Annotated in this window: 17 protein-coding genes and 1 tRNA gene; 10 read left to right on the top strand and 8 right to left on the bottom strand. The window is 64.5% G+C overall.

The genetic code is table 11. The features are described 5' to 3' along the window. The first annotated feature begins 12 nt into the window (after nt 1-12). From PYV00_RS07175 to PYV00_RS07165, 3 genes are all read left to right on the top strand, one after another. Complete coding sequence (locus PYV00_RS07175; protein ID WP_275227593.1) at nt 13-978, top strand: DUF4198 domain-containing protein; 966 nt, start codon at nt 13-15, stop codon at nt 976-978. Between the two features lie 44 nt (nt 979-1,022). Beyond that, a complete protein-coding gene (locus PYV00_RS07170) occupies nt 1,023-1,961 on the top strand; it encodes an FAD:protein FMN transferase (RefSeq protein ID WP_275227592.1) in 939 nt (312 codons plus the stop codon). Between the two features lie 109 nt (nt 1,962-2,070). After that, complete coding sequence (locus PYV00_RS07165) at nt 2,071-2,307, top strand: hypothetical protein (protein ID WP_275227591.1); 237 nt, start codon at nt 2,071-2,073, stop codon at nt 2,305-2,307. Here PYV00_RS07165 and PYV00_RS07160 read toward each other — a convergent pair. From PYV00_RS07160 to PYV00_RS07135, 6 genes are all read right to left on the bottom strand, one after another. Further along, entirely contained in the window at nt 2,289-3,173 is an 885-nt protein-coding gene (locus PYV00_RS07160; protein ID WP_275227590.1) for an SUMF1/EgtB/PvdO family nonheme iron enzyme, read from the bottom strand. The genes PYV00_RS07165 and PYV00_RS07160 overlap by 19 nt on opposite strands. A gap of 2 nt (nt 3,174-3,175) precedes the next feature. Further along, nucleotides 3,176-4,840 carry an arylsulfatase gene (locus PYV00_RS07155; protein ID WP_275227589.1) on the bottom strand — a complete coding sequence of 555 codons (1,665 nt, stop codon included), beginning with the start codon at nt 4,838-4,840 and terminating at the stop codon, nt 3,176-3,178. After that, on the bottom strand, nt 4,840-7,284 hold the full coding sequence (locus PYV00_RS07150) for a TonB-dependent receptor (protein ID WP_275227588.1): 2,445 nt from the start codon (nt 7,282-7,284) through the stop codon (nt 4,840-4,842). The genes PYV00_RS07155 and PYV00_RS07150 overlap by 1 nt, the downstream gene beginning before the upstream one ends. Before the next feature lie 195 nt (nt 7,285-7,479). Further along, nucleotides 7,480-8,352, bottom strand: a complete 873-nt coding sequence (locus PYV00_RS07145; RefSeq protein ID WP_275227587.1) for a TauD/TfdA dioxygenase family protein — start codon at nt 8,350-8,352, stop codon at nt 7,480-7,482. A 53-nt stretch (nt 8,353-8,405) separates the two neighbouring features. Next, the gene (locus tag PYV00_RS07140; RefSeq protein ID WP_275227586.1) at nt 8,406-9,812 is read right to left on the bottom strand and encodes an MFS transporter; all 1,407 of its coding nucleotides are present in this window, start codon (nt 9,810-9,812) and stop codon (nt 8,406-8,408) included. A gap of 107 nt (nt 9,813-9,919) precedes the next feature. Continuing rightward, on the bottom strand, nt 9,920-10,876 hold the full coding sequence (locus tag PYV00_RS07135; protein ID WP_275227585.1) for a TauD/TfdA dioxygenase family protein: 957 nt from the start codon (nt 10,874-10,876) through the stop codon (nt 9,920-9,922). 649 nt (nt 10,877-11,525) lie between these two features. On the opposite strand from PYV00_RS07135, the gene PYV00_RS07130 reads away from it, so the two are divergent. From PYV00_RS07130 to PYV00_RS07105, 6 genes are all read left to right on the top strand, one after another. After that, nucleotides 11,526-11,599: transfer RNA gene (locus PYV00_RS07130), tRNA-Gly, on the top strand. Nucleotides 11,600-11,794: 195 nt separating this feature from the next. Next, complete coding sequence (locus tag PYV00_RS07125; protein WP_275227584.1) at nt 11,795-13,027, top strand: tyrosine-type recombinase/integrase; 1,233 nt, start codon at nt 11,795-11,797, stop codon at nt 13,025-13,027. Between the two features lie 155 nt (nt 13,028-13,182). Continuing rightward, nucleotides 13,183-15,003 (top strand): type I restriction-modification system subunit M, encoded by a 1,821-nt coding sequence (locus PYV00_RS07120; RefSeq protein ID WP_275227583.1) that lies wholly within the window; start codon nt 13,183-13,185, stop codon nt 15,001-15,003. Continuing rightward, on the top strand, nt 15,000-16,964 hold the full coding sequence (locus PYV00_RS07115; protein WP_275227582.1) for a restriction endonuclease subunit S: 1,965 nt from the start codon (nt 15,000-15,002) through the stop codon (nt 16,962-16,964). Before PYV00_RS07120 ends, PYV00_RS07115 begins: the two co-directional genes overlap by 4 nt. Beyond that, complete coding sequence (locus PYV00_RS07110; RefSeq protein WP_275227581.1) at nt 16,961-18,424, top strand: ATP-binding protein; 1,464 nt, start codon at nt 16,961-16,963, stop codon at nt 18,422-18,424. Before PYV00_RS07115 ends, PYV00_RS07110 begins: the two co-directional genes overlap by 4 nt. A gap of 139 nt (nt 18,425-18,563) precedes the next feature. After that, nucleotides 18,564-21,641: a type I restriction endonuclease subunit R gene (locus tag PYV00_RS07105; RefSeq protein ID WP_275227580.1), complete on the top strand. Its 3,078-nt coding sequence runs from the start codon at nt 18,564-18,566 to the stop codon at nt 21,639-21,641. 9 nt (nt 21,642-21,650) lie between these two features. Here the strand turns inward: PYV00_RS07105 and PYV00_RS07100 are convergent, their stop codons facing one another. Together PYV00_RS07100 and PYV00_RS07095 are read right to left on the bottom strand one after the other, a co-directional pair. Next, nucleotides 21,651-21,860, bottom strand: coding sequence for a helix-turn-helix transcriptional regulator (locus tag PYV00_RS07100; RefSeq protein ID WP_275227698.1), 210 nt, complete (start codon nt 21,858-21,860; stop codon nt 21,651-21,653). A 177-nt stretch (nt 21,861-22,037) separates the two neighbouring features. After that, nucleotides 22,038-23,191, bottom strand: a protein-coding gene (locus PYV00_RS07095; RefSeq protein ID WP_428981612.1) for an IS3 family transposase whose coding sequence is annotated in 2 segments (ribosomal slippage) — nt 22,038-22,948 and nt 22,948-23,191 — 1,155 coding nt in all. Because the reading frame shifts where the segments join, the coding sequence is not laid out codon by codon here. 492 nt (nt 23,192-23,683) lie between these two features. Here PYV00_RS07095 and PYV00_RS07090 point away from each other — a divergent pair. Further along, complete coding sequence (locus PYV00_RS07090) at nt 23,684-24,430, top strand: ArdC family protein (RefSeq protein WP_275227579.1); 747 nt, start codon at nt 23,684-23,686, stop codon at nt 24,428-24,430. Nucleotides 24,431-24,453 lie beyond the last annotated feature (23 nt).

Raw genomic sequence — 24,453 nt, 5'->3', positions numbered from 1 at the left:
AGGCTTGAGAACATGCTGAGAAAATCACTCCTCGCGGCGGCGATCGCGACCATGGCCGTTTCCGCCCCCGCCCACGCGCACCGCGCCTGGCTGCTGCCGTCGATCACGGTGCTGTCCGACCTGACCCAGATGGTGACGGTCGATGCCGGCGCCTCGACCGATCCCTTCGTTTCCGACCATGCGCCGATGAATGTCGATGGCATCCAGGTCTGGGCGCCGGACGGCTCGATGGGCAAGATCGAGAACGTGGGCAAGGGGCGCTATCGCACCACCTTCGATGTCGCCATCGACAAGCCGGGCACCTGGCGCATCGGCATGGCATCGTCCTCGGTCATGGGCAGCTTCAAGGTGAATGGCGAGGACTGGATGGTCGGCGGCCGCCGTCGCGGGCCGGGCGGGCCCGGAGCCGGTGGCGCGGGTGCGGGCGGTCCGGGAGCCGGGGCGAACGCCGCCGGCCGGCCGATGGGCGCGACACCGCCGGCTGGCGGCGAGGGGCCGGGCGAAGGCGGCCCGCGCCGGATGATCGATCCCAGCCACATGGTCGCCAGCGTGGACGATATCCCCGCCGGCGCGACCGACCTCAACCTCACCCAGATGGACAACCGCAACGAGTTCTTCGTCACGGCGGGCGAGCCCACCGACACCCTGTTCAAGCCCACCGGCAAGGGGCTGGAAATGGTGCCGATCACGCCCCCCACCGATCTTGTCGCCAACGAGCCGGGCAAGTTCCGCTTCCTGGTGGACGGCAAGCCCGCGCCCGATCTCAAGGTCACGGTGATCCCGGGCGGCCAGCGCTATCGCGAGGCCGACCACGCGCAGGAGCTGACCACCGACCGTGACGGCGTGCTCACCGTCGCCTGGCCGGTCGCCGGCTTCTACTGGGTCAACGCCAGCCTGGCCGACGACAAGCCGAGCGTGGCCAAGGCCAGCAAGCGCCGCATGAGCTACACCGTCACGCTGGAAGTCGTCGCGCCGTGACGATGGCTTTCGCGTCCCTGGCGCCGCGCATCGCGGTGCCAGGGATGCTTGATGCCGCCCTGATCGCCGAATGCCGATCGCAGGACGGCATCGTCGCTCTGGGCGGCGAGACGATGGGCACGCGCTGGAACGCGCGCCTCGCCCTCGCGGCGGATCGCGATGCCGCGCCGCTGGCGGGCATCATCCAGGCGCGGCTCGATGCGATCGTCGCGCAGATGAGCCATTGGGAGCCCGGCTCGCTGCTGTCGCGCCATAACCGGGCACCAGCGGGAAGCTGGACCGAGTTGCCGGCCGACTTCGCCGCGGTCATCGCCGGCGCGCTCACGGTCGCGGAGCGATCGGGCGGCGCGTTCGATCCCGCGATCGGGCGCCTGACCGACGCGTGGGGCCTGGGCCCGCGCCCCGTAGACCGCGCGCCGGACGTGGCGGCCATCGCGGCGGCCCGCGCCGATTGCGGCTGGCAGCGCCTTGCCTATGATGCCGAAACTGCGCGCCTGCGCCAGCCGGGCGGCGTCTGGCTGGACTTGTCCGGCATCGCCAAGGGCTACGCCGCCGATGCCGTGGCCGATGCCCTGGCCGCGGCCGGCGTGCGGCACGCGCTGGTCGAGGTGGGCGGCGAATGCGTCGGGCGCGGCGTGCGCCCCGATTGCGATCCGTGGTGGGTGGAGCTGGAAACGCCCGAGGGCTTCGCGCTGCCGCCGCTGCGCGTGGCACTCCACCAGCTCGCGGTCGCGACTTCGGGCGATTATCTGCGCGGGGCGCACACGCTCGATCCCGCGACCGGCCGCCCGCCCGCGCAGGCGGCCACCGCCGTCAGCGTGATCCACCCTTCCTGTATGCTGGCCGATGCCTGGGCCAGCGCGCTGGGCGTGCTGGCGCCCGCGCCGGCCCGCGCGCTGGCCGAGCGCGAACTGCTGGCCGCGCGCCTGCTGTTTCGCGACGGCACCGAATGGCTCAGCAGCGCGCTGGCCGCCATGCTCTGACGGCGGGCGCGGGATACAAATTCTTACCAGAGGATACAGGCCGGGCATAAGCCTGCGACACCTTGCGTGCAGGGATGCGGCATCGCAACGATGACGGAGCCCCGCGCCGATGATCCCCCTGCTGATCCTTTCCGGCAAGCTTGTCGCGGCACTGCTGGCGTTGGGCCCGGCCGGCCCCGCCACGCCCACGCCCGCGCCCGCGCCCGCGCCTCTGTCGGCCAGCGCCGCGCCGCGCGCGCAAGTCGCCCGGCCGGTGTTCCTGGGCCGCATGGTCGTGACCGCAAGGGCGCTGCCGCCCGCCGCCATGCCCCCCTATGCCGTTCCCGCCTATCGCGCCGCGCGGTAAGCCACGCGAAAGCCGATGTGCGAAGTGCCCAGGTTCTCTTCCTGCGCCTGGAAGGCGGCGGGGCGGAAATTGGCGCAATAGTTCATCGCGCACAAATGGCTGCCGCCCTTGACCAGCCCCACCGCCCCTTCCCCGGCGGTCCATTCCCAGACATTGCCGACCATGTCGTAGACGCCGAAATCGTTGGGCTGGAAGCAGCCGACCGGGGCGATGCCGGCAAAGCCGTCCTCGGCGGTGTCGCGCACCGGGAACACGCCCTCCCAGACATTGGCGCGCGGCTTGCCCGCGCCGTCGAAGGCCCAGCTCGCGGGATCGACCGCGTCCTTCTGGTTGCCCCGCGCCGCGCGTTCCCACTGCGCCTCGCTGGGCAAGGCGCCGCCCGCCCAGCGCGCATAGGCCGCCGCGTCGGCCCGGTCGACCTGCACCACCGGATCATCGTCACGCCCGGCCAGGCCACTGCCGGGCCCGCGCGGATGGCGCCAGTCCGCCCCGCTCACGAAGCGCCACCAGCGCGCCGCGTTGTCGAGCGGGACGCTTTCGGTCGGCTGGACGAACACCGCAGAGGCGCCTTCGCGCTCGGCCTGCGTGCGATAGCCGGTCGCCGCGACAAAAGCGGCGAACTGGCGATTGGTCACTTCGTGGCGATCGATCCAGAAGCCGGGCACCGCCACCGCGCGGCCCGGCCGGTCCAAACCGTCCTCGCCCAGCAGCACGATGCCGGCCGGGACGCGAACCCGGCCGTCCCCGCTCAGGCAGCGGTCGCGCGGGGTGGAGGGCTGCCCGCCCGCCCCGCCGAGCGCGAGGACCGCGACCGGCGCGAGGGCGAGCCGCCAGCGGCGGCGCGGCGAAAGACGCGGGCGGTCCATCGTCAGCGTCGGCTCGGCCGGTCGAGGATCGACTGGCGCGGTTCGGGCAGGATCACGCCGACCTGCCCGGCATAGGCGTCCCACGCCTTGGCCAGCGCCGCGAGGCGCGCCGGCTCGGTGGCGGCCAGGTCACGCGTCTCGCCCGGATCGGCGGCGACGTTGAACAGGCGCCACTTGCCGTCGCCGATATCGGTGATCTTCCAGTCGCCCTGGCGCAGCGCGCGGCCGCCGAACAGCTCCTCGCCGATGGGCTGGTCGGGCGCGTAGACCCGCCCCGCCTCGCGGTTGCCGAGCCAGTCGGCCCAGCTCCTGCCCCGGATCGGCTTGATCGCGCGCCCGTCCAGCGTGCCCAGCGGCTGCGGGACATGGGCCAGATCGAGGAAAGTCGGCACCACGTCCATCACGTTGGTATAGGCCGCGCCCACGGCGGGGCGCACGCCCGGCCCCGACAGGATCGAGACGACCCGCGTGCCGCCCTCGCTCTGGAACGCCTTCACCCGCCAGGACGGCGCGGTCGCCGCTTCGGCCCAGCCGGGCCCGAGCGCTTCGTAGGACGAAGCCTTGCCGATGTTCTCCAGCCGGTTGTCGGCCGCGGCATAGACCGCGTTCAACATGCCCATGCTCCGCTCGGACAGGACCGAGCCTTCGGCGCCGTTGTCGGCCAGGAACAGGATGACGGTATTGTCCAGCTCGCCACTCTCCTTCAGCGCGGCGATCACCCGGCCCACGTTCTGGTCCAGCCGATCGACCATCGCGGCATAGACTTCCATCCGGCGCGAGGCCTTGGCCTTGTCCTCGGGCGACAGCGAATCCCAGCGCGGCGCCAGATCGAAGCCGTGCGGCACCACCTTGGGATCGAGCAGGCCCAGCGCCACTTGCCGCTTCAGCCGCTGCTCGCGCAGCACTTCGTATCCGCCGTCATAGCGGCCCTTGTACTTGGCGATGGTTTCGGGCGGGGCCTGCAGCGGAAAGTGCGGCGCGGTGAAGGCAAGATAGGCGAAGAACGGCTTCTTGCCGTCGGGCCCGGCCCTGGCCGCCTTGAACTGGTCGATCAGCTTGGTGGCGAAATAGTCGGAGGAATAGAACGTGTCCGGCAGCGTGGAGACATGCTGGCCGTTTTCGGTATATTCGTACCCCGGCCCGCCCGGCGCCCGGGCGATCTGCAGGCCGAAGTGGTTGTGGCCGCCCGGCAGCAGGGCGAAGCTGGTCTGGAAGCCCCGGTTGTGCGGGTCCTGCTCCGGCTTCACGCCAAGGTGCCACTTGCCCGAATAATGCGTGCGATAGCCGCCCGCGCCCAGCAACTCGGCCAGGGTGGCATTGTCCGCCCGCAGATAGCCCTCGTGCCCCGGACGGCCCTGCTGGTTCGGCGCGATCAGCTCGGCCATGTTGCCCACGCCCGCCTCGTGATGGTCAAGCCCGGTCAGCAGCATCGAGCGGGTGGGCGAGCACGTGGGCGCGGTGTGAAAGCCCGTCAGCTTGAGGCCGCGCGCGGCCAGCGCGTCAAGATTGGGCGTCTCGATCTCGCCGCCGAAAGCGCCGATGTCCGAATAGCCCAGATCGTCGGCGACGATGATCAGGAAGTTGGGCCGCGCCACGCTCTCGCGCGCGGCGGCCGGGGCGCTCAGGCAGAGCGCCGCCAGCAAGGCCAGCATCGGCCGCCGGGCCATCACAGCTTCACCCGGAAGGTGGCGCCGAACGTCCGGGGCTCGCCCACCGCGGCGCTGATCAGGCCGAACGTGCCGGGCGAGCGCGAGACATAATAGTCCTTGTCGGTCAGGTTGCGCACCCAGAACGCGAAGTCATAGACCCCGTCGGCGCTGCGCAGCCCGATCCGGCCGTTGAGCAGGCCATAGGCGGGCACGATGCCGTAGATGCTGTTGGTCGCGGTGGAATTGAACGTGGAGCGGTGCAGGTAATCCGCGTGGCCATAGACTTCGAAATCATCGCTCACCGGCTGGGCGACATCGGCCCCCAGCGAATAGGCGAACCTGGACACGCCCGGCAGGCGCTGGCCGGAAAGATCCTGCACTTGCAGCGTGCCGGGGATCGCCAGCTCGGGCCGCTGCGGCGCGTTGGCATAGCTGACGAACCTGGCGTCGGTATAGGCGCCCGATGCGGTGAAGCTGAGCCATTCGTTCGCCGCGAAGCTGAGATCGGCCTCGATGCCCTTGGAACGGACCTTGGGGATATTGGCGATGTACTGGTTGCTCGCGGTGGAGCCGGGAATCTGTTCGGAGACGTTGGCCTGATAGTCCCGGATCTCGGTGAGGAAGGCGGCCGCGTTGAACGTCAGGCGCCGGTCGAGGAACTGCGACTTGAGGCCCAGCTCGAAGGCGTCGACCTTTTCGGGATCGACCGTCGGCCGGCTCGCGCCGCCGGCGGTGATGTTGAGCCCGCCCGATTTGCTGCCGCGCGAATAGCTGCCGTAGACCAGCACGTCGGGCGTCAGCTTGTAGCCCAGCGTGACTAGGCCCGAGACGGCATTGTCCTTCAGCGCCGCCGAGAACGAGAGGTTGCTGAGCTGGTAGGCGGCGGCATTGCGGATCGCGGTGACCGCCGCGACCTGATCGGGCGTCAGCGTCGCCAGGTTGACGCCGGTGCCGGCAAGCTGGAAGCGGCTGAACGAGCCCTTCTTGTTCTCATGCGTATAGCGCAGGCCCGCCGTCAGCGTCAGTTCGTCGGTGATGTGCCAGTCCGCCTGGCCGAAGGCGGCATAGCTTTTCGTGCGGGGATCGGAATAGCTGTCGGCCTCGAACCCGGTCAGCGCCAGCGCGGTGTTGGCGATGGTCGCGGCCGGCGTGGTCGCGGGATTGAGGTTCCACGCCGCGAAGTCCTGGCCATATTGCGTCGCGCCATAGCCCCGGATGATCTGCCAGAAATAGAACAGCCCGGCGACGTAATCGATCTTGTTGGTGCCGTTCGAGGCGATGCGCAGTTCCTGGCTGAACTGGCGCTGATAGTTGATCTGCTGGCCCTTGATGTTGATCGAGAGCGAAGTGCCGTCAACGTCGTTGGCCGGATACCAGTCCCACCAGCGATAGGCGGTGATCGAGGTCAGCGTCGCGGGGCCGATATCCCAGTCGGCCTGGCCCGAAACGCCATAGCTTTCCATGTTCGCCTGGAACGGCGCGTCGGCATTGCCCACGCGCTGGAAGGCATCGGGCGCGGGCAGCGTGTAGTTGAGCCGCGCGGCCCGATCGAAGATGTTGTTCACGATCGGCGCGCCATTGGCGAACGTGGTGAAATAGCCATCGACCAGGCTCAGCGAGAAGTGCTGCTTCTGCTTGGAATAATCGCCGATCAGCCGGATCTTCAGATCCTCGGCGGGCTTGATCAGCACTTGCCCGCGAATGGTGAAGTTGTCGTAGTCCTGCGCGCGGCTGAGATCATAGCGGTTGAGCAGGTAGCCGCCGCGATGCGTATCGGCGACGCTGAGGCGCACCGCGATCTTGTCGTCGAGGATCGGCGCCGATGCCGAAGCGCGCACCTGATGGTAATCGAAATTGCCCAGCGATGCCTCGGCCGTCAGCTCCGGCTCGAAGCTGGGCTCGCGCGAGGTGATGTTGAGCGCGCCGGCGGTCGTGTTCTTGCCGAACAGCGTGCCTTGCGGCCCGCGCAGCACTTCGATCTGCTGCAGATCGACCAGATCGAACTGCGATTGTCCCGGCCGCCCGTAATAGACGCCGTCGATATAGAAGCCGACGCCATATTCGAGGCCGTCGACCGCGAGCGCCGAATTGGCGCCAAGCCCGCGAATGTTGATGTTGGAATTGCGTGGATTGGTCGCGCTCACCTGCAGGCTGGGCACGAGCTGCTGGATCTGGTTGAGCGTGAAGTTGCCGGTGCGCTCCAGCGTGCCCGAATCGACCACGCTGATCGCCACCGGCACGTCCTGCGATTTCTCCTCGCGGTGACGCGCGGTGACGACGATCGCCTCGCCGGCATAAGCGTCCGCGGCATCGTCGGCGGCGGAGGCAGGCGCGGTGGCAGCGCCGCCCGCCCCGGCCTCCCCGGCGGCGAGCGCCGGCGTGCCGGCGATGAGCGCCAGCAGGCCGGCGGTGGAATGGAGCGCGCGCCGGGTTCGGGCGCCGTGCAGAATGATCGTCTTCATTGTCTTGTCCATTGTCCCTGTTGCGCGGGCACGCGGCATCGCTCGCGCGAGCGGGGGCCGCGTGCGTGGAAGCGCGGGGCCCAAGCCGGCCTCGCGCGGAAAATCGGTCAGGCCCGCCCGCCGTTCACCGGCCAGGCGGGGTCGTCACGGGATGCGGGCCGCCCCGGGGTGAGGGAGCGGCCCTTCTCCCAAGCCTTAGCGGGTCGGCCTCTCGCCGGCGGCGACCACGCGCACGAGCTGGCGCTGGGCATTGCCGTAATCGGCCACGCCCTTGTGCTGCACCGCGCGGTTGTCCCAGATGGCCAGTGATCCGGGGCGCCACTTGAAGCGCACCTGATGCTCGGGCCGGGTGAACTGCTGCTTCAGGAACGCCAGCAGATCCTTGCCTTCCCCTTCGGGCAGGCCGACCAGTTCCTCGGTAAAGCCCTCGTTGACGTAGAGCACCTTGCGGCCGTTGAACGGGTGGGTGATCACCACCGGGTGCTGCACGCCGCTGTATTGGCGCAAGTAATCGTCCAGCTCGTCCTTGTCCTCGATCAGCTTGTAGGCCTTGCTGTTGGGGCGATGGATCGCGGTCAGCCCGTCGATCCGCTCCTTCACGTCCTGCGGCAGCGCCTCATAGGCCGAGATGCCGCTGGACCAGACGGTGTCGCCGCCCAGTTCGGGCGCGATCACGCTGCGCAGGACGGAGACGAGATAGGGCTTTTCCAGATAAGTCGCATCGGCGTGCCAGGGCGTGCCGTAATAGGCGTTGGCATAAGGCCCGGTGTTCATCGGCAGGATGTCTTCATCCTTCACCCCGTGGCGTCTGGAAATGCTGTCGGCGATCGGCGGGCCGAACACGCGGCCGATCGCGGCCTGCTGCTGGTTGTCGATGCCGGTATCGCGGAAGAACAGCACCTGGTGCTCCCACAGCAGCGTGCGCAGCAGATCGGCCACTTCGGGCGTGATCGGCGCGGTGAGATCGAGGCCGCGAACCTCGGCGCCGAGATTGGCCTCGACCCGGACGATCGCGATCTCCTCGTGGCTGTCCTGGCGGGCGACTTGCAGGGTGGTGATGGCATTCATGACGGTTTTCCTTCTTGATCTGGGTGTCTGCTTTATTGGGATACTGGGATAATTCAGGCGGCGGCGGCGTGGGCGCGGCGCCGGTCAAGCTCGCGTCGGACGGCGGCATGGGCCTCCTCGTCGAGCGGGAAGCCGCGCAGCAGGGCGGCGGAGCACAAGTGCGCCAGCGCGGGCCCCAGCGCGAAGATCACCAGCAGGACTTGCAGCGCCTGCGGGCTGTTGCGCGCGGCGGCCGGATCGAAGCCGGCAAGGGCGACCAGCGGCAAGGCGATCCCCACCGCCAGCGCCGTTCCCGCCTTCATCGACAGGCTGAAGCTGGAGAAGAACAGCGCGGTGCGATCGTGCCCGGTGCGCAGGCGATGGTGATCGGCGATATCGGCGACCATCGCGCGCAGCATGAGATTGCCCGAACCCTGCGCCAGCCCCTGCGCCACGGTAAGGCCGATCAGCAGCGCCAGCGTGCCCGGCGCGATCGCCAGCAGGCCCAGGTTGATCGCGACTTGCGCCAGTTCGCCGGCAATGGCGGTGCGATGCTTGCCGAAGCGCCGGGCGATGGTCATCCAGATCGGCCCGGCGGCGATGCCGAAGACGAACTGCGAGAGCATCAGGAGCGCCCCCCATTGCGGCAGCCCCATGTAGAACGAGACGACGAAGAGGAAGAGCGTGCCGCGCACGCCCTGGCCGAACGTCACCGCCAGATCCGAAAGCAGCACGCGCAGCAGCAGCTTCTCGCCCAGGACGAAGCGCAGCGTCGCCACCAGGCCGGGCCGTTCACGCGGGCCGGAGACGGGAACGACCGGCGCTTCGGGAAAGGCGCGCAGCGTCAGCCAGGCGGCGGGCAGCAGCGTCAGCAGGATGACCGAGCCCATGGCCGCGAGCTTGAGCGTGCCATCCTGCGGGCGCACCTGCTCGATCAGCGCGGGCAGCAGCAGGACCAGCAGCAGCGCGATCGAGCCGGCGACGGTCACGTAAGTCGCGATCCGGGTCCGCTCGTGGTATTCACCGGAGATCTCGCCCGACCAGGCCAGATAAGGGATCTGGATCATCGACCAGCCGAGATAGAAGGCGAACAGCGCGATCCCGAGATATCGCGACGCGATGCCGGCCGGCGGGAAGAACAAGGCGATGGTGGCCAGGCCATAAAGGACGCCGCCGGCCGCGATCCAGGGCTTGCGGCGGCCGAAGCGGCTGCGGGTCCGGTCGCTCAGCGCGCCGACCAGCGGATCGGCGAAAGCGCCCCAGAGCCGTTCGACAAGGAAGATCGTGCCCAGCACGGCCAGCGAGATGCCGAACTCCTGCGCATAGATCGCTGGCAGGAAATTGGTGATCGGCACTTGCGCGGCGGCGATCGGCGCCGCCAGCGTGGAAAAGCCGACCAGCCGGGCGGTCGCCAGATCGCGCGCTGGCCGCCCGCGCGCCGGGGCGGGGGAAAATGTGGTCGAGGCAAAGCTGGTGGCCATGGCGGATACTCGCTGGTTGGCTTGCGTGGCGACGGGATGGACGAAAGTGAGAGCCCGGGGAGAGAGCCAGGGGCCGGCGGCAAGGTGCCGGCCCCTGGCTCCGGGCGTCAGGCGGACTGGCGGTCCGCCGCCACTTCCTTGCGCGTGGTGCGGCTCACGCGGCCATCGATGCCCACCGGCGCATCGCCATTCACGGTCGCGCGGCGCAGCGTGCGCCGCTGCAGCGCGAAGTCGGCGACGGCGCGGTGCTGGGTCGATCGGTTGTCCCAGAAGGCGACATCGCCCGCCTGCCAGCGCCAGCGCACGACGTTCTCCTCGCGCGTCACATGGTCCTGCAGGACATTGTAGAGCCGCGCCGAATCCTGCTGGTTCAGCCCCAGGAAGTTGCGCACGAAATGGCCGAGCAGCAGGCTGCGCTGGCCCGAGACCGGATGGACGCGCACCACCGGGTGCTCGGTTTCATAGATGGTCGAGGCGAAGACGTTCCGCTGGAACTTCTGGCGATCGTGCACCGATTGCGGCGCATCCTTGGCCACGCCGAACTGCGCGGCATAGTCATAGTCATTGGTGTGCAACGCCCAGAGATTGTTGACAAGCTGGCGCAGCGGCTCGGGCAGGCCTTCATAGGCGGTCTCGGCATTGGCCCAGACGGTGTCGCCGCCGGCCTCGGGCACGGTGATCGCGCGCAGGATCGAACCCTTGGGATAGGCATCGACGAAAGTCACGTCGGTGTGCCAACTCGAAGCGGCGTAGCCTTCCTTGCTGTCGAGATCGAGCAGGTAGCGCGATCCTTCGGCCACCGGCACGGTGGGATGGGCCACGGGATCGCCGAACAGCGCGGCGAAGGCTTCGTGCTCGGCGTTGTCGAGGTGCTGCTGGCCGCGGAAGAAGATCACCTTGTGGCGGACAAGCGCGGCCTCGATCGCGCGGACCGTCTCCGCATCGAGATCGCCGGAAAGCTGCACGCCGCGGATTTCGGCGCCGATGCGGCCGGTGACGGGGTGGATGTCGAGCGGTGAGGCGGGGTCCTTGGCGTTGGGATAACGATCGATAAGCGTGGTCATGGCAAACTCCGAAAGTAGGGGTCGAAAGGCACGGGGCATCGGCCGGAAAAGCGCGATCGGCGCTTGTCCGGGGGCCGCACGGCCATCATCGGCGCGCGCGGATCGGGTACGGGTTCACGAGACGCGGGACGTCACGCGTCCGCCCGCGGGGACTGGGGGAGAAGTGCTGTTTCTACGGACCCAGCCGGCGCCAGGCCTGGCACTCATGCCCGGCCCGCGCCCCGCTCAGGTCAATTTATGGTCGAACACATGCGCATCGTATCACCTCATCGTTGGCAAGAGAGGAACACGAAGCCTGGCGAGGTCGCCTGAGCATCGCGCGCTTTAGCGGTTGGTAACGCGGAGCAAGCTGCTTCCCATCAAAAGCCGCGGGCCAGGGTCCGGTAAATGCACGGCGGGCCTGACCACCCATTGCCGTGCGGAGTAATGTCTACTTATTTCGTTGAAACAGGTTTAGTCAAGGCAAAGGTTTGCTTTGCCGGCAGGTAGACAAGGTTTTGCGACGAACCCCGCGCCGCACGCCGTGCGCGATTCCGGCAGATCATGCGTTGACCAGCCGGGCGTGATTGTGGCAATCGGCAACCGCATTCAACGAGCGCGCCCGGCCTTGCCGGGCCCTCAACGAATGATCGCGTGTTGCCAGCGACATGCGGGTGTAGCTCAATGGCAGAGCAGAAGCTTCCCAAGCTTACGACGAGGGTTCGATTCCCTTCACCCGCTCCAATTTTCGATCTCACGACATCCCAGACGCGTTTGCAACCCTAGGAAATCTGGGGTATTTTTCGGGCCATCCGGCTCGTGAAATCTCGCCTCATGCCGTGGAAGCTCAGGCAAAAGTGGGGCCTTTTCTGAAAATATCGGGCCAAAAGATGCACGAGGCCCCCAAGCGTCGGGGCCTCGCCATGGAAGGCCCGATCTATGCCGTTGACTGATATAGCAATTCGCAGAGCCAAGACGCGTGATAAGCCCTACAAGCTATATGATGAGCTGGGCCTCTTTCTGGTGATCTCCCCGTCAGGCTCGCGACTCTGGCGAATGAAGTTCCGCCATGGGGGATCTGAGAAGAAGCTGAGCTTCGGCGCGTACCCCCAGGTGAGCCTGCGCGACGCGCGTAAATTGCGGGACGACGCACGTGACTTGATCGCAGAGGGTAAGGACCCTGCCCTTGAGCGGCAGCGCGATAAACTCAGAGCGGGCACGCTGGCGGAAAACACTTTCACCAGCATCGCCAACGAATATTGCCGCAAGCGACGCCGCGATGGTGACAGGGCTTGGGCACCGGCAACCGCTGCGCGCTGCGAGTATCTGCTCAGTCTGCTGGACAACTCGATCGGCAAGATGCCGATTCATGAGATCGAGCCGATCGACGCCCTCGCAGCGATCCGCAAGATCGAGAAGCGGGGCAAGCTGGAAAGCGCTCGGCGCACCTTGCAACTGGCCGGAGCCGTGTTCCGCTACGCCGTCGCCACGGCCCGCCTGCGATCAGACCCCACTCGTGATTTGCGCGGGGCGCTGACCACCCCAACGGTCACCCACTATGGTGCAATCACCGATGCCAGTGAGGTTGGCGACCTGCTCAGGGCCATCGATGGCTACGAAGGCCTGGGCATGACGAAATGGGCACTGCAACTGGCACCACACGTGTTTGTGCGCCCAGGCGAGCTGCGCCATGCGCGATGGGATGAGATTAACTTCGAAGCGGCACTATGGACCATCCCGGCCGAGAAGATGAAGATGCGCAAGCCGCATCATGTGCCGCTCTCGCGTCAATCGATCGCGATTTTGCAGGAAATCCAATCCATCACCGGGTCTTCGGGCTACGTTTTTCCGTCGATGCGGTCCCGAACGCGGCCAATGTCGGAAAACACCCTCAACGCGGCGCTGCGCCGTCTGGGTTATGCCAGCAACGAAATGACCGGGCACGGCTTTCGGGCGATGGCGAGCACTCTGCTCAACGAATCGGGCAAATGGTCCCCCGATGCCATCGAACGCGCGCTCGCGCATGGGGACAGTGACAAGGTGCGCGCCGCCTACCATCGCGGCGCGCATTGGAAGGAGCGGGTTGCCATGGCGCAATGGTGGTCCGATCTCTTGGACTCATTGCGGAGCGGAGCCACCGTCCTTCCCTTTCCGGGGGTAATGGCTGGCTGAGCCGAACCTTCCTCGGGGGCCATTTCCACAGCCTAGCAGGTGGGCAGTAGCTGGACCGACGGGCCGGCCCAGCTCTCGGCGTTCCACCAAAGGTGAGCGAGAATGTTGCTCGGCGAACTTCGGTGATGCATCAGAGCCTCAGGGGAGTCACCGGCTTGAACCATCAATCGCTTTCAAATTTCATTTGGTCAGTCGCTGATCTGCTGCGCGGTGACTACAAGCAGTCAGACTACGGCAAGATAATTCTGCCCTTCACCGTCCTGCGGCGGCTGGATTGCGTGCTGGAGTCGACCAAGGCCGCCGTTCTCAAGGAAGCCGAGGCAGGCCGCCCCGATCCGTTCCTGTTGCGCGCGGCCAGGCAAAACTTTTTCAATCGTAGTTCGCTCGACCTCGCCAAGCTGGTCGGCGATCAGGACAACATCGGCACCAACCTGCTTTCCTACATCCAGGGTTTTTCGCCCGAGGTTCGGGACATCTTCGAACAGTTCGAGTTCGCGGCGCAGATCGACCGGCTGGCTAAGAACGGCTTGCTCTATCAGGTGACCGAGCGATTTGCGGGGATTGACCTCCACCCCGCCAGGGTGAGCAACAACCAGATGGGCCTCGCCTTCGAGGAACTGATCCGCAAGTTCGCCGAAATCTCAAACGAGACGGCCGGTCACCACTTCACGCCTCGCGAGGTCATCCGGCTGATGGTGAACCTGCTTTTCGTGGAAGATGATGACGTGCTGTCAAAGCCCGGCGTCGTTCGGAGCATATACGATCCAACGGCTGGCACGGGTGGGATGCTTTCAATCGCAGAGGAATATCTGCTCGAACACAACCCCGACGCCCAGCTCACCATGTCGGGCCAGGAACTGAACCCCGAGTCCTACGCGATCTGCAAGGCTGACATGCTGATCAAGGGACAGGACATCACCCGGATCATTCAGGGCAACACCTTGTCCGAAGATGGCCATCACGGCCAGACGTTCGACTACATGCTCTCCAATCCGCCGTTCGGCGTGGAATGGAAGAAGGTCCAGAAAGAGGTCGAGGACGAGCACAAGCGGCTGGGCCATGCCGGTCGCTTTGGTCCCGGCCTGCCGCGTGTGTCCGATGGCTCTCTGCTGTTCCTGATGCACCTGCTATCCAAAATGCGGCCGTGGACGGAGGGCGGTTGCCGCTTCGGTATCGTGCTGAATGGGTCACCCCTGTTCACGGGCGGTGCTGGCAGCGGTGAAAGCGAGATACGCCGCCATGTGCTGGAGAGCGATCTGGTGGAGGCGATGATCGCCCTGCCCACCGACATGTTCTACAACACCGGTATCGCCACCTACGTCTGGATTCTGTCCAACAGGAAGCCAGCCGAACGCGCGGGCAAGGTGCAGTTGATCGACGCCAGTTCCTTCTGGCGGAAGATGCGGAAATCGCTGGGCAGCAAGCGCAAGGAGATGAGCGAGGGACAGATCGCCGATGTCACCCGCCTGTTCGGTTCCTTTGTCGAGGCTGACCTGGCCACCGTGCTGGATGCCGATGGCAAGGAATTATCACGCGAGATCGTGCTTGCCGGTGATCAGCCCCCAGCCGCACCGGACGGCGGCAAAGTCAAGCTGGCCCCGCTCTCCCGCATCTTCGACAACAAGAGTTTCGGCTATCGCACCATCACCGTGGAGCGCCCCTTGCGCGATGAGGCTGGCAAGGTGGTGCTGGGCCAGCGCGGTAAGGCGAAGGGCAAGCACCAACCGGACAGCAGTCTGCGCGATACAGAGAATGTGCCGCTGGCCGAGGACGTGGAGGCCTATTTCGCCCGCGAGGTGAAGCCCCACGCGCCCGACGCATGGATTGATCATGACAAGACCAAGATCGGCTATGAAATCCCGTTCAACCGGCATTTCTATGTGTTCGAGCCGCCCCGGCCATTGGCGGAGATCGACGCCGATTTGGCGGAAGTGACAGGACGGATTCAGGCTATGTTGCGGGAACTGGCGGCGTGAGCTTTCCGGCCTATCCCGACTACAAAGACAGCGGAATAACGTGGTTAGACGAAGTGCCGAGCCACTGGATTGTGGCTCCCGTCAAGGCCGTCGCCACTTTTAATGACGAGGTGCTATCCGAGGCGACCGATCCCGAACTGGAAATTGATTACATCGAGATTTCTGACGTTGATGAGGTTGTCGGAATCAAGGGGACGACCACTCTAGCGTTTGGGAATGCGCCATCGAGGGCGCGTCGGATCGTGAGGGCTGGTGACATCCTCGTTTCGACGGTTCGAACTTACCTTCGGGCGATAGCGCCACTGCCGCAAGACCTCGATGGCGCGATAGCCTCTACCGGATTCTGCGTCATACGCGGACAGTGCGCTGACAGCGGCTTTCTCGGCTACGCCATACGTTCAGAAGCGTTTGTTGCCGAAGTTATCTCTCGCTCGGTCGGCGTCAGCTATCCCGCAATCAACGCCTCCGATCTGGTGGCGATTCATATTTCCATCCCGAGTTTGGCAGAACAAGCCGCCATTGCCGCCTTCCTCGACCGGGAAACGGCGAAGATCGATGCGCTAGTGGCAGAGCAGGAGCGGTTGATCGCACTGCTGCGGGAAAAACGGCAGGCGGTCATCTCCCACGCCGTCACCAAGGGCCTCAACCCTGGCGCCCCCATGAAAGACAGCGGCATCGAATGGCTGGGCGAAATCCCGGCGCATTGGGAACTGCAACCCCTTAAACAACTGGCCGATCCCGACACCTCTATTACCTACGGCATCGTGCAAGCCGGTCCGGATATTCCTGACGGCATCCCTTATATCAGAACGTCAGATATGAGCGGCGAAGAACTGCCTGAAGCGGGCTATCTCAGGACGTCTCCCGAGATCGACGCATCCTATGCCCGCTCCAAGGTCGCCGCTGGTGATCTGGTGATCGCCATTCGCGCCACGATCGGAAAGCCGCTGATTGTGCCCGAGTACCTTGCGGGCGCCAACCTCACTCAAGGGACTGCAAAGTTCAGTCCTGGCCCGGCAATCCTAAATCGCTTCGCCCAGTTCATATTGGGAAGCGAAGGCAGTAGCACAGAGTTTCAACGCATCGCAAAGGGGGCCACATTCAAGGAAATCACCTTGGACATGCTCCGGCGCTACAAGATTCCCGTTCCGCCAATCGAAGAGCAACAAGCAATCTGCCAATGGCTAAAAGGGCCTCAAGCCACGTTTAACGAACTGATCTCTGTCGCCGAACAAACCAAAGCCCTCCTCCAAGAACGCCGCGCCGCGCTGATCTCCGCCGCTGTCACAGGCAAGATCGACGTGCGCGCGCAGGCACCGCAGAACAACGTCGTATCTATCGACAGCCCCCGACCATCAAACCTGCCGCCGTTGCGGACAGTAGTCGGGGCTTACGCCATCCGAGAACTCGGCACGATGGGCCGCATGGCCGTGATGAAGGCGGGCTATCTCGCCGAAGGACACACCGGGTTTAATGATTTGAACGGGCGATACGAGCGCTTCGCGGCCGGCCCATATGACTCAGGGTTGATTTCGGCCATGGAACGTGGAGCTGGGGAGATCTGCGCCATCGTGACCAACGAGCCCAAAGATGAGGGCAAGCCGGTCACTTATGATGTTCCCAAGGGCTATCAGCCTCCCTTCGACGCCTTGTCGGCCTTGGTGGGGGAAGACCGGGCGAAGAGCTTTCTCGCCATGCTGTCCTCGCTCAAGGGTATCGGCCGGGACGGCGTAGAAGCAGTCGCCACGCTCTATGCGGTGTGGAACGATCTGCTCGCCGCCGGCAAGGCTGCTGATGAGGACGCCATTTGCAATGCCGTTCTCAACGACTGGCATCCCGAAAAGGCCAAGAAGTTCAAGCGCGCCGATCTCGATCACTGGCTGGCGTGGATGTGCCGAAATAACCTTGTGCCCGATGGCACGGCACCGCGCACCGACCACCAAGGAGACTTGTTCGCATGAACGAGGAACAGCCCGGCTATCTGGAACGGCTGGTCCGCGAACTCACGCGTCTGCCCGCCGAAACCGAATGGCTGGAATTCAAGGAAAACAACGCCGAACCCGAAAGGATCGGCAAGACCATCTCTGCCCTGTCCAACGCCGCTACGCTGGAAGGGCAGGACAAGGCTTATCTGGTCTGGGGTGTACGCGACGGCGATCATGCGATCGTCGGCACGAATTTCGTTCCAGGCACGGCCAAGAAGGGCAATGAAAATCTTGAAGCCTGGTTGGTGCGCTGCCTGAGGCCGCGTCTCAACATCCGTTTCCATTCGCTGGCCATTGATGACCTATCTGTGGTGCTTCTGGAAATTCCCGCCGCTGCGAATGAGCCAACCAAGTTTGATGGGCGCGAATGGATCAGGGTCGGCTCGACCAACCAGCCGCTTGGCGATCTTGGCGACAAGGAAGCGGAACTCTGGCGGCAATTCGATCGTCGGCCATTTGAAACGCTGATCGCCAAATCGGATTGCGACGGCGCGCAGGTGGTCGATCTGCTCGATTACCGGGCCTATTTCGACGGCGTGAAGGTGCCCTTACCCGAGGATCGCGCCCGTATCCTCGATCGGCTGGCGGAAGATCGCCTGATTGCGCCCAACGAGGCGGGGCATTTCGACATCACAAACCTGGGGGCGATCCTTTATGCCCGGCGGCTGTCGGATTTTCCCACTATCTCCCGCAAAGCCGTCCGTGTGATCGTCTATCGCGGGCGGGATCGTATTCAGACCGAGCGCGAGCAGGAAGGTGCTCGCGGCTATGCCGCCGGCTTCGAAGGTCTGATGGAATGGATCGATGGGCAATTGCCGCGCAATGAGCAGATCGGGCAAGCTCTGCGCCAGGAGGTGCCGCTCTATCCCGAACTGGCCGTTCGCGAATTGGTGGCGAATGCCCTGATCCATCAGGACTTCAGCATCGACGGCACCGGCCCTACGGTGGAGATATTCGCGGGTCGGATTGAGATTACCAATCCTGGCGCTCCTTTGATCGATCTGGATCGGCTGCTCGATCATGCGCCCCGTTCGCGCAACGAAGGGCTCGCCCGCTTCATGCGCCGTATTGGCATTTGCGAGGAACGAGGCAGCGGCATCGACAAGGTGGTTTTTGAAACAGAAGTCCACCAGCTGCCGGCGCCGGTCTGGGAACAGCAGGATCATGCTTTCCGGGTCACGCTCTTTGCGCCCAAAGCGCTGCGCGACATGGATCGGCAGGAGAAGATACACGCCTGCTATCTCCATGCCTGCCTGCGCCACGTAATGCGCGAACTGGTCACCAATTCCTCGCTGCGGGAGCGTTTCGGCGTGGCTCCTGGCAATGCCGCCACGGTTTCACGGATCATAAAGGACACGCTCGGCGCTGGGCTGATTAAACCCTACGAGGAGGGGCAGGCCAACAAGAGTGCCCGCTACCTGCCATGGTGGACGTGAGTTTCTTTGATAGGTATTTGATTGCACCCCCACCCCCCGGGGGGAGGGGGTGGAGTGAATCACGGTTTTCCGGGGCTTTTGGAGACGCCATTTATTTGACGGCCAATTGCAGCGGGTCTGCTCCCAGGAAAGGATGGGCATGAGCACGCTGCATCGGGAAATCAGCTTCGAGGACGAAATCTGCGCGGATCTCGACGCGGCGGGTTGGCTTTATGATCAGGGTTCGGCCGTTTGCTACGACAGGATGCGGGCGCTGTTTCCTGAAGATGTGCAGACTTGGCTGGAAACGACCCAGCCGCAGGCATGGGAGGCGCTGACCAAAGCACACGGCCATGCGGCTATCGATGTGCTGTGCGACCGGCTGCGCAAGTCACTCAACGATCGTGGCACGCTCGATGTCCTGCGCTACGGCGTGGAACTGATCGGGGTAAAGGGGCTGGTCAGCCTCGCGCAATTCGCGCCGGCCTCCGGCATGAACCCGGACATCGTGGCGCGCTATCAGGCAAACCGCCTGCGCGTGGTGCGGCAACTGCGCTATTCGAAGAGCAATGAGAACTGCATCGACATCGGCCTGTTCCTCAACGGGATACCTGTCGCCACCGCCGAGCTGAAAACGGATTTCACGCAGTCGGTCGGCGATGCGATCGACCAATACAAGTTCGACCGTCCCCCTCGGGGCGAGCCGCTACTCGCCTTTGCAAGTGGCGCGCTCGTCCACTTCGCGGTCAGCAATCGCGACGTGATGATGACCACCAAGCTGGAAGGCGGTGCCACACGCTTCCTGCCCTTCAATCGCGGCAACCATGGCGGTGCGGGCAACCCCGTGAGCGGTCCCGGCCATCCGACCGCCTATCTCTGGCAGGAGGTCTGGCAGCGCGATAGCTGGCTGGAAATCATTGGCCGCTATATGATCGCCCGGCGCGACAAGAAGAAGCAGATTAGCGGGATCATCTTCCCCCGATACCATCAGCTTGATGCCACCCGCCGACTGCGGGCACAGGTTAAGTCGGAAGGGGCTGGTAGCCGTTTCCTGATTCAGCACAGCGCCGGATCGGGCAAGACCAACTCCATCGCCTGGTCAGCCCATTTCCTGGCCGATCTGCACGATGACCAGGACAGCAAGGTCTTCTCCAGCGTCATCGTGGTGTCCGACCGCAACGTGATCGACGTCCAGTTGCAGGAGGCTCTATTCGAGTTCGAGCGGACCAAGGGCGTTGTCGCCACCATCACCAGCGATAGCGGTAGCAAGAGCGCGGCGTTGGCCGAGGCGTTGGACGCGGGCAAGAAGATCATCGTCTGCACCATGCAGACTTTCCCGTTCGCCTTGGAAGCAGTGCGGGAACGCGCGGCCACGCAGGGCAAGCGCTTTGCCGTGATCGCCGACGAGGCCCACAGCAGTCAGGCCGGCGAAACCGCCGCTAAGCTCAAGGCCGTTCTGACCCCGGAAGAAATCGAGGATATTACCGACGGCGGAGAAATCAGCACCGAGGATTTGCTGGCCGCGCAGATGGCCGCCCGCGCTTCTGCGGACGGCGTTACCTATGTTGCCTTCACCGCGACGCCGAAGACGAAAACCATCGAGTTGTTTGGCCGCCGACCTGACCCCGCGCTTCCCGTCAGCGAGACGAACAAACCTGCTCCGTTCCACGTTTACTCGATGCGGCAGGCGATCGAGGAAGGCTTCATCCTCGACGTGCTGAAAAACTACACCCCCTATCGGTTGGCCTTCAAGCTGGCCAATGGCGGCGAGGAGTGGGACGAACAGCAGGTCGAGAAAAGCGCAGCCATGAAAGGCATCATGCGCTGGGTCCGTCTGCATCCCTACAACATCGCGCAGAAGGTGCAGATTGTTGTTGAGCACTTCCGTGAGAACGTCGCTTCGCTATTGGAGGGCAAGGCCAAGGCGATGGTCGTGCTGGGAAGTCGGCTGGAGGCGGTGCGATGGCAGATGGCCATCGAGAAATACATCAAATCTCAGGGGTACAAGATGTCCACGCTGGTGGCGTTCTCCGGGGAGGTCAACGATCCTGGAGGGAGTGGGGATCCATTGTCGGAAACCAGTGCCAAGCTCAACCCCAGCCTGAGGGGCCGTGACATCCGCGATGCCTTCACCGATGATGATTGCAAGATTCTGCTCGTGGCCAACAAGTTCCAGACCGGCTTCGACCAGCCGCTCCTTTGCGGGATGTATGTTGATCGGCGGCTGGCCGGTATTCAGGCAGTGCAGACTCTATCGCGCCTCAACCGCGCCCATCCGGGCAAGGATACCACCTATATCCTCGATTTCGTGAACAGTTCGGAAGAGGTGCTCCTGGCCTTCCGGCAATACTACGAAACGGCCGAGATTGAGGCTGAAACCGATCCCAATTTGATTTTCGATCTGCGTGCCAAGCTGGATGCCTCTGGTCATTATGATCAATATGAGATCGACCGGCTGGTGACGGTGGAACTTGATCCTTCCGCGACGCAAGGCCAGTTGATCGCAGCACTTGAGCCAGTGGCTCAACGCCTCCTCCATTTGTTCAAGGAGGCCCAAGAGCGATACAAGGTGGCGCGGGACAAGGCGGAAAAGGACGAGGCCCGCGACGAAATTAATGCCTTGATCCTGTTTCGCAATGACATGGGCGGGTTCGTTCGTATCTACACCTTCCTGTCGCAGATTTTCGATTACGCCAGCACCGAGATCGAAAAGCGCTTTCTGTTCTATAAGCGTCTAATTCCACTGCTGCAATTCGGTCGTGAGCGTGAAGGCGTGGATTTGTCCGGCGTGAAGCTGACACATCACAACCTCAAGGATCAGGGCAAACGGAACCTCTCGATCGCCGGTGATCTTGTTCCGTTGCCGCCGATCACCGGCGTCGGTTCGGGGAGCGTTCAGGACAAGGAGAAGGCCCTGCTGGCGGAGATCATCGCCAAGGTAAATGATCTCTTCGAGGGTGAACTCACCGACGACGATCAACTGATTTACGTGAACAACGTGATCAAGGGGAAGCTGCTGGAGTCCGAAGCCTTGCGGGTTCAGGCACAGAACAACACAAAGGCCCAGTTCTCCGCCTCACCGACATTGTCGAACGAAATCCTCAATGCAGTGATGGATGCCCTCGTCGCGCATGAGACAATGAGTAGTCAAGCTCTGCACAGCCAGAAGGTTCGCGATGGCTTGAAGGAAATTCTTCTTGGACCTGGCGAACTCTATGAGACCCTGCGCAGGGCGTGATTACGGCCGTTATCGGGCCTCCTCGACCCGATAGAACATCGGATTACGCATCCACTCGTTGACCGCCGACTCCCGCCATCCCGCACAGCGGGTGGCGATGCGCACCTGTCTGGGAAAGGTGCCATCCTGGATCTTCCGGTAGAGGGTGGCGCGGGACAGGCCAGTGCGGTCGAGCACGGTGTTGAGGCGTAGGATACGGTCGGGAGGCTGGTCGGTCATCATGCGAATGTCCTGAGTTATGATCGGTCGTCTTGTTGCGATAAGCCAAGAATTGAGACCGAATTTCTCAGGGTCAAGGCTCCCAAAAGAGCCCTTCTGAGCCGCACTTACGCCAGGATATCCGTGGAGAACCCACGCGACCCCTTCTTTGTGACCTGCCCCCCGCTGGTCCCGCGGTCATAACGAGAGTCTGCCGGTTTGATATTCGTGCTGCGCCACCGGCACAAGCGCGTCGGGCGTGACGCCTCCATTTAGCAGGAACGCCCGGCGCGCTTGTGCCGGTGTTCGGTTCCCCAGCGACGAGTGCGGCCTGACGTTGTTGTAGTCGTAGCGCCAGACAGCCAGCTTGCGCCGAGCGTCCGCAAGGCTGTCGAACAGCTCCTCGTTCAGGAGCTCGTCGCGCAACGACCCATTGAACGATTCAATGAACGCATTCTGCTGCGGCTTGCCGGGGTCGATGTAATGCCACTCGACCCGGTTCTGGCTGGCCCACTTCAGGATCGCCCTGCTGGTAAACTCGGTTCCGTTGTCGCTGACGATGCAAGCGGGTTTGCCATACAGGCGCACCAGCGTGTCCAACTCGCGGGCTACCCGCACGCCGGAGATGCTGGTGTCCCCCACCAGGCACAGGTTCTCGCGGCAGGCGTCATCATTGATCGCCAGGATGCGCAGCCGGCGGGAAGCGCCGAAGGTGTCGGCGACAAAGTCCATCGACCAGCAATCGTTCGGCCGCAGCGGGACCGGCATTGGCGTTCGGCTGCCGCGAGCGCGCTTACGGCCCCGTCTGCGACGCACCGACAGACCCTCCTCCCGGTACAGCCGGTAGAGCTTCTTGCGGTTCATGATGTGTCCCTTGCGTTCGAGCATCACACCGACACGGCGACAGCCGAACCGCCGACGCAGGCCGGCGATCTCGCGCATCTCCTCGCGGATCTCGGCATGGTCGGGCGGACGTTCTCGCCGGACCGTCTTGGGATCGACGCCGATCAACACGCAGGCACGGCGCTGCGAGACCTTATGGTCCCGCATCACGCCGAGCGCCGCATCCCGTCGCTGGCCTGGCGTCGTCAGACTTTTCCCAACAAGTACTTCAGGATCGCGTTGTCCAGCACACTCTCGGCCAGAAGCCGCTTGAGTTTGCCATTCTCATCCTCGAGCTGCCGCAGCCGCCGCGCATCAGATACCTCCAGGCCGCCGTACTTCGCCTTCAGCTTGTAGAACGCCGCCGGGCTGAGCCCGTGCTTGCGGCACACTTCGGCAGTCGGCAGGCCCGCCTCCTGCTCCTTGATCATCCCGATTATCTGTTCCTCGGAAAAACGGCTCTTTCTCATTCGTCTGCTCCTTCGTTGGGGCAGACTCTACATCAGATCGAGGGAGCCAGCGGGGGGCAGGTCATTTGCGAAAAATAAATTTCCACGAGAGTTCAAGGAGGCGTCTCAGGCCGTCTCGGCCTGACCGCGCTCTACTTCCGCTTCGCTCCAGCCGAGCCGCCTTTGGCGTCTCGTCGGCACGGCCGTGACGATCGCGTGACGCGTTCCGGCCCGCTCTGAGCGGGTCGGTCGGGATGCAGCGCATCCCGCCAGCGGTCGCCGCGCTGGTGGCGCGGCGGCGTCGGGCCTTCGGCGTCAAGGTGGCGGGGGGCGTCGCTGCCTCGTAGCCCCGCCTCGACGGCGCGCAACCCGTCCGCTTCGCTCCCGGGTCTTCCACTCCGTTCCAGCCCTTCGGGTGCGCCCCGCCTTACCGGCGGGGCTTTTGGTCCGCTCCTGCCGCCCCCCGCCACCCTGGCGCCGGTCAATGGCGGTTGAGGAAGGAGTGAAGGAGCCGTGAGCCATACCGAACGTCAGAGCCTCTATGGAGAGGTTACCGCCAGGATCATCGCTGAGCTGGAAGAGGGCCGGTTGCCATGGGTGCAGCCGTGGGATGCTTCGAAGTGTCCGTGCATCATGCCGGCGAATGCGGTGTCAGGGCGGACCTATTCCGGGATCAATGTGCTCATTTTATGGGCAGCAGGGGTCGGCGGCGGGTTCGGCGCGCAGCGGTGGCTGACCTATAAGCAGGCCGCAGCGGCGGGCGGGAACGTGCGGCGCGGCGAGAAGGGAACGGTGGTCTGCTATGCCGATCGTTTCACCCCGAAGGACGAGGCGGCCAAGGCGCAGGGCGAGGACCGCGAGGCGCGAAAGGTTGCGTTCCTCAAGCGCTTTACTGTGTTCAATCTCGACCAGTGCGAGGGTTTGCCCGAAGGGCTTCTGGGTGAGCCCGCCTTGCCCGATCCGGTCATGGCGATCGCCGAGGCCGACCGGATCATTGCCGCGACCCGCGCGGATTTCCGCATCGGGGGAGGCGAGGCATTCTATTCGCCGGGGCAAGATTACGTGCAGGTCCCGCCGCAGGCTGCCTTTCCCGATCCGGTGAACTGGTATCGCACGGCGCTGCACGAGCTCGGTCATTGGGTTGGCGGCAAGGGGCGACTGGAGCGGGACAAGTCCGGGCGGTTCGGCTCGATGGCCTATGCCAAGGAGGAACTGGCGGCCTTATCTGGACAGTCTGCGCCGCTCGCAACTTTGCAGTAAGGTCGGCGATGGACGCCCACGGT

This window comes from Novosphingobium album (ex Liu et al. 2023) (genome assembly GCF_029076845.1).
Taxonomy (GTDB): domain Bacteria; phylum Pseudomonadota; class Alphaproteobacteria; order Sphingomonadales; family Sphingomonadaceae; genus Novosphingobium.
The sequence above is the reverse complement of the archived record's forward strand: the minus strand, read 5'-3'. Positions and strand labels throughout refer to the sequence as shown.

Bases quoted from the DNA above. Each gene is read 5' to 3' on its own strand.
- PYV00_RS07175 (WP_275227593.1), top strand. From the start codon at position 13: ATGCTGAGAAAATCACTCCTCGCGGCGGCGATCGCGACCATGGCCGTT.
- PYV00_RS07170 (WP_275227592.1), top strand. From the start codon at position 1,023: ATGCTTGATGCCGCCCTGATCGCCGAATGCCGATCGCAGGACGGCATC.
- PYV00_RS07165 (WP_275227591.1), top strand. From the start codon at position 2,071: ATGATCCCCCTGCTGATCCTTTCCGGCAAGCTTGTCGCGGCACTGCTG.
- PYV00_RS07160 (WP_275227590.1), bottom strand. From the start codon at position 3,173: ATGGACCGCCCGCGTCTTTCGCCGCGCCGCCGCTGGCGGCTCGCCCTC.
- PYV00_RS07155 (WP_275227589.1), bottom strand. From the start codon at position 4,840: ATGGCCCGGCGGCCGATGCTGGCCTTGCTGGCGGCGCTCTGCCTGAGC.
- PYV00_RS07150 (WP_275227588.1), bottom strand. From the start codon at position 7,284: ATGAAGACGATCATTCTGCACGGCGCCCGAACCCGGCGCGCGCTCCAT.
- PYV00_RS07145 (WP_275227587.1), bottom strand. From the start codon at position 8,352: ATGAATGCCATCACCACCCTGCAAGTCGCCCGCCAGGACAGCCACGAG.
- PYV00_RS07140 (WP_275227586.1), bottom strand. From the start codon at position 9,812: ATGGCCACCAGCTTTGCCTCGACCACATTTTCCCCCGCCCCGGCGCGC.
- PYV00_RS07135 (WP_275227585.1), bottom strand. From the start codon at position 10,876: ATGACCACGCTTATCGATCGTTATCCCAACGCCAAGGACCCCGCCTCA.
- PYV00_RS07125 (WP_275227584.1), top strand. From the start codon at position 11,795: ATGCCGTTGACTGATATAGCAATTCGCAGAGCCAAGACGCGTGATAAG.
- PYV00_RS07110 (WP_275227581.1), top strand. From the start codon at position 16,961: ATGAACGAGGAACAGCCCGGCTATCTGGAACGGCTGGTCCGCGAACTC.
- PYV00_RS07105 (WP_275227580.1), top strand. From the start codon at position 18,564: ATGAGCACGCTGCATCGGGAAATCAGCTTCGAGGACGAAATCTGCGCG.
- PYV00_RS07100 (WP_275227698.1), bottom strand. From the start codon at position 21,860: ATGACCGACCAGCCTCCCGACCGTATCCTACGCCTCAACACCGTGCTC.